Origin of the sequence: Sulfurimonas sp., from assembly GCF_018698455.1 — a bacterium.
Lineage (GTDB): Bacteria > Campylobacterota > Campylobacteria > Campylobacterales > Sulfurimonadaceae > Sulfurimonas.
In genome coordinates this window covers 1-4,414 of the sequence record NZ_JABIOQ010000068.1, presented here as the reverse complement: position 1 = coordinate 4,414, position 4,414 = coordinate 1, and the positions used below count along the sequence as shown (strand labels likewise).

General features: G+C 31.5%; 5 protein-coding genes and 1 pseudogene. 2 read left to right on the top strand and 4 right to left on the bottom strand.

The window, feature by feature from the left end; genetic code table 11:
* Nucleotides 1-291 precede the first annotated feature (291 nt).
* Nucleotides 292-864, bottom strand: a complete 573-nt coding sequence (locus tag HOG88_RS09925) for a YceI family protein (RefSeq protein WP_295005726.1) — start codon at nt 862-864, stop codon at nt 292-294.
* A 219-nt stretch (nt 865-1,083) separates the two neighbouring features.
* On the opposite strand from HOG88_RS09925, the gene HOG88_RS09920 reads away from it, so the two are divergent.
* Both HOG88_RS09920 and HOG88_RS09915 read left to right on the top strand, forming a co-directional pair.
* Nucleotides 1,084-1,662, top strand: a complete 579-nt coding sequence (locus HOG88_RS09920) for a TetR/AcrR family transcriptional regulator (protein WP_295005724.1) — start codon at nt 1,084-1,086, stop codon at nt 1,660-1,662.
* Entirely contained in the window at nt 1,663-2,271 is a 609-nt protein-coding gene (locus HOG88_RS09915) for a methyltransferase domain-containing protein (protein ID WP_295005722.1), read from the top strand.
* A 283-nt stretch (nt 2,272-2,554) separates the two neighbouring features.
* Here HOG88_RS09915 and HOG88_RS09910 read toward each other — a convergent pair whose 3' ends face one another.
* The 3 genes and pseudogenes from HOG88_RS09910 to HOG88_RS09900 all read right to left on the bottom strand — a co-directional run.
* Nucleotides 2,555-3,604, bottom strand: a complete 1,050-nt coding sequence (locus HOG88_RS09910; RefSeq protein WP_295005720.1) for a S8 family serine peptidase — start codon at nt 3,602-3,604, stop codon at nt 2,555-2,557.
* Nucleotides 3,605-3,626: 22 nt separating this feature from the next.
* Complete coding sequence (locus HOG88_RS09905; RefSeq protein WP_295005718.1) at nt 3,627-4,013, bottom strand: hypothetical protein; 387 nt, start codon at nt 4,011-4,013, stop codon at nt 3,627-3,629.
* 74 nt (nt 4,014-4,087) lie between these two features.
* Nucleotides 4,088-4,414, bottom strand: a pseudogene (locus HOG88_RS09900) (hypothetical protein); the annotation flags it as partial.

Genomic DNA, 4,414 nt, shown 5'->3' with positions numbered 1-4,414 from the left:
TAAATCTAAAGGCTCTTTTCCTACTGAAGACTCAGCTTTTAAGGTTATGTATCTTGCTACACAGGAGCAACAAGAAAAGTGGAATATGTCTAGTATTAGAAACTGGCCTGAGATTTATCCTCAACTTTGTATATTTTTCAGTGAAATTATGTCAAAATACACTAACTGATTTAGGAATACTAGGTGGGTTTACACAGTTAGGTTTACACTCTCAAAGAGACAGACATAATGTAAGAAAAGTTCGTCGTTTAGGACTGTCTACTTTGTTCATATCCTACTCCTTAGTATTGTTTATTTAGCTTGAATTCCTTCGATAACTATATCAAACCTTACAGTATCGCCAACAAGTAAACCACCGGCTTCCAATAGCTCATTAAAGTTCATATTAAAATCTTTACGATTAATTTTTCCGTGAAGCTCAAACGCCAATCTTGTATATCCCCATGGATCTTTTACAGTTCCACTAATTTCTTCAACATCAAGAGTTACTACTTTAGTGACATCTTTTATAGTTAACTCAAACTCTACTTTGTCATTGCTTTGCTTAAGAAATTTCAAATGCATTTGTGGATACTTAGCTACGTCGAAAAAATCTTTACTTTTAAGGTGTCCATCTCTTTTTCCTTCCATCGTAGTTAAACTAGCAACTTCAACCGTTCCATCTATTGAGGAAAACTGTTTTGTTTTTTCATCTATGCTAAAGGTACCACTAAACCTCTCGAAGCTTCCTTTTACGTTACTAATCATCATATGCTTTACTTTAAACGCTATGTCTGAATGACTTACGTCAACGCTATAGTTTGCCGCATTTAAAAAACTTAAACCTAATACCGTGCTTAACGCTAAACTTTGAACTAATTTCATTTTCTATCCTTTTATTTTTGTTTGCACCTGGTACTTTAGTGCAATTACACTAAAATTATATATCAATAAAAATACAATGTAAAGTGTAATGACTCTAATAGTATAATTTACATATTATATATAATCAACAAATAGCTTTACCTAGGTCACTAAACAGAATTATAAAATTTATTGACAGACTAGTGTAACTACACTATAATTTCAATATAAGGAGTTGAAATGTCAAGAAAAGAAGATATTTTAGAAACAGCTCGTGAACTTTTCAATGAACTAGGGACTCAAGCCTCCACTACAAATCATATTGCAAAAGCGATGGGAATAAGTCCGGGGAATCTACACTATCATTATAAGAATCGTGAAGAGATTGTGCGATTACTTTATATTAAAATGAGAACTGAGACTAAGCTTCCAGCAGAAGAGCTTCCAAAATCTATAACTATTTTACGCGAACACGAGACATTACTTATAGAAATCCAGTGGAAGTATCGATTCTTTTTTAAAGAGATGCTTTCTCTTTTCTCTCGTGATTCAGAGTTAGAAGATATTTACATAAAAGATAACATTGCTCACCGCAGACGCATAAGACAAGTTATGAATAACCTTATAATAATTGAAGAGCTTATTGTTAGCGATGAACAAGATATAGACTTTCTTGTAGACTCTATATCTCTGTCTTGGCAATTTTACAGTTCATTTTTACATACTATAGGGCAAGAGTTAAATGCATTGTCAGTTCAAAATGTTATAAAATATACAAGTGCTGCAATGAAACCGTATTTAAAACAAAAGGATAAATAAATGAAAGAACACAACAAAGCTAGTGCCTGGTTTGATGATTTATATAAAAGACATGAAAATAATCATGACAATATCCCATGGGCGAGACAGGATGTAAATCCATTACTACAAACTTACTTAGCCGACGAAAAAGAGCATAAGGGAAAAGCTCTTGTTATCGGCTGTGGTTTAGGAGATGACGCTTATGCACTTGATAATGCAGGTTATGACGTAGTAGCCATAGATGTTTCTCAAACAGCACTTGACCTAGCACAAAAAAGATTCAGTGATTCTAAAATTAATTTTGAGAAACAAGATATATTTGACATGCCTAAGAAGTACTATGAAAATTTCGACTTTGTATTTGAAGCACTCACTATTCAATCCTTACCTGTAGAGTTTAGAGAAAAAATGATAAACGCAGTGGTAGATACAGTAGCAAAAGACGGTAAGTTACTTATCGTAGCTCATCAACACACTGGTAACAATGATGGTCCACCATGGCCACTTACACATGATGATATCTCCCTATTTTTGATACATGGTATGCAAGAGTTAAGTTTTGAGTTAATTAATGAAACATCAGGAATATCAAATACTAAATTTAGAGTTTTATATGTTAAGTCGTAATATGAACCGTTCAACCACTACAGAATATAAACAGCACTAAAAACAGTCACTAAAATTCGCTTAATTTCCTAATATGCAGGAAATTAACACTATTTTTTAGTGAACAACCCCCGTCCCAATGGTACGGGAAAACCTTTTAGATTATATATTTTCAAACTTATACTTCTAACTTTTTTATCTCTCACATATCTTATTTGTCGACCAATAGAAAAAACTACTATACAAAAAACAATGATGTTAATCTCTCACTTTGAATCCCTAGTTATTGTAAAAGATATCAAACTCAATTATTGAACGTATCTACCCGTTCAATAATCTTAGATAAATTAACTTTTCCATACCCATAGTAATCATTTCTACTATTTATATAAGCTACATTTCCAATTTTGTCGCTACTATCTTTTAGTATATTTTCCACTTCTACTCTTGTAAGATTAGAATCTCTTTCTAGCATAAGGGCAATAATTCCACTAACTATAGGTGCTGATGCTGATGTGCCTACAAAGGAGTTAAAGTCATCATACAGTAAGTAGTTTTCATCTAGAGATGCAATACCATCACTTCCCATAGGGTCTAAAGTTGTTATACCATTATAGTACCCTCCAGGGGCAAGAACATCAAGATAATTACCATAGTTACTATACCATGCCCTTAAATTTTCCGAATCTGTTGCACCAACTGAAATGACCTCAGGTATTGCTGATTCATCATTTCCCATATCTCTGTTATGATTTCCAACTGCAAAGACGATAATGGTACCTTTACCACCTCTTCCATTAATTGCCAAATCTACAATTTTATCTTTTACTCCATCAGATACAGAATAAGTACCCCATGAACAGTTTATTATATCTGCACCAAACTCTTCAGCTTTATTAAAAAGTTCTATAGTATTATTATCATCCAATGGTTCCTTATATTTTAAAAAAATAATTTCAGATTTATGAGCAATACCAGCAATGCCTTTAGAGTTTATGCTTGAACCTATTATTCCAGTTACAGCTGTACCATGAGAATCAGTTGGATTATTGTGTGTTACATTGGAAGTTTTACTTGCTACATCATATGTATTAGTTATTGTACCTTGCAAATCTTCATGAGTTACATCTAATCCATCATCGATGACAGCTATTTTAATTCCATCTCCAGAAAGCTGTGTTAATAAATCAGAAGGATGGATATGTGCTTCACTGTTAATCCCATTTTCTAAATAAAAAGCTTCATTAATATCTAAATACCACTGTTGGTAAAAATATGGTTCGTTTTCTACTTTTATCTCGGTATTATTATTTGAACCGTTACCACATCCAATAATAAATAGTGAAATTATCAATAATATTATATATTTCAAAGTATTATCTTTTTATTATATTTTTAATGAAATTAGGATGAGCATATTTAATATCAACCTTCTGGGTTAATTTGTTTGATATATCTATTGTGAGGTTCTTATTCTCTACCTTTAATAGATAAAGACCATTACCTAAACGCTTTATGAGTGTCAAATTAAATTCATTTAGATAATTATTTAAATTGCGTTCATATTTAAATTTTACAATTAATGTGTCGGTTACTCCTAAAACTATCCCTTTTTCATTTGTATAATAATCTATACTTGAACTATCCCTAGCAATACTAATACTCGGTTCGAGAAGCACTTTATTGTTGTTTTGGTAATAGTAATTATCATTTGCAAAGCAAACTTGTATTATTAGTAATATAATTAAAAAAATATGTTTCAAAAAATTCTCCATAAAAATAGTATTACATAATAGAACTTAATTTTAGGTGTAAAAGTTATAGTTTATAGATTTAATTATTTCAGAAAAAGAGGGGTTTCCTCATCAAGGGTATGTATCTGTTTTTTATTTTCTTTGAGAGTATACTTTATGCCCTCATAAGTAACACTTCCAACTTCTACAAGTGTACCAATTTCATAGTTTTTATCGCCCCCACAAATACCAACATTGAGGTAAATATCATCATCTGTAATATCATAGTGATTTATAAATGTTTGAGTTGCATCTCTCGCAAAACCTACTCCTACCCCACTTACTATAAGTTTCATTGTAGCATTTGAAAAAACTAGAAACCCACTAAGCCTTGACTTCTCAAGTTTATATTTATCTACAAATGCTTGTGC